The following is a 757-nucleotide window of genomic DNA, read 5'->3' on the forward strand; positions in this document are numbered from 1 at the left end:
CTCAGGCGATGCCGCCGAGGCAGACATACTTGATCTCGGTGAACTCCTCGATGCCGTACCTGGAGCCCTCGCGGCCGAGGCCGGAGAGCTTCACGCCGCCGAAGGGCGCTTCCGCCGTCGAGATCAGGCCAGTGTTGACACCGACCATGCCGTATTCCAGCGCCTCCGCCACGCGGAACACGCGCGACAGGTCCTTGGCGTAGAAATAGGACGCAAGGCCGAATTCCGTGTCGTTGGCCTGGGCGATGACGTCATTCTCGTCCGTGAAGCGGAAGAGCGGAGCGACGGGGCCGAAGGTCTCTTCCTTCGCCACGGCCATGTCCGGCGTCACGTCCGCGATCACGGTCGCCTCGTAGAAGGTGCCGCCAAGTGCATGGCGCTTGCCGCCCTGAACCACGCGGCCGCCCTTCTTCACGGCGTCGGAGACATGCTCCTCCACCTTTTCCAGCGCGGCGCTGTCGATCAGCGGACCGAGCACCACGCCCTCGTCGAAACCATTGCCGGTCTTCAGCTTGCCGACGGCGGCGGCGATCTTGTCGGAGAAGGCGTCATAGACGGCGTCCTGGACGTAGAGCCGGTTGGCGCACACGCAGGTCTGGCCGTTGTTGCGGAACTTGGCGATCAGCGCGCCCTCGACGGCCGCATCGAGATCGGCATCGTCGAAGACGATGAAGGGCGCGTTGCCGCCGAGTTCCAGGCCCAGCTTCTTGATGGTCGGCGCGCACTGCTTGTAGAGCTCGGCGCCGATTTCCGTCGA

At 65.4% G+C, this 757-nt stretch carries 1 protein-coding gene; it reads right to left on the reverse strand.

Annotation, left to right across the window (positions count from 1 at the left end):
• Position 1 precedes the first annotated feature (1 nt).
• On the reverse strand, positions 2-757 hold a 756-nt coding region (locus tag V8U06_RS29165; RefSeq protein ID WP_427143644.1), incomplete at its 5' end, for an aldehyde dehydrogenase family protein.

It is taken from the genome of Shinella sp. G-2, assembly GCF_050172695.1.
Classification (GTDB): domain Bacteria; phylum Pseudomonadota; class Alphaproteobacteria; order Rhizobiales; family Rhizobiaceae; genus Shinella.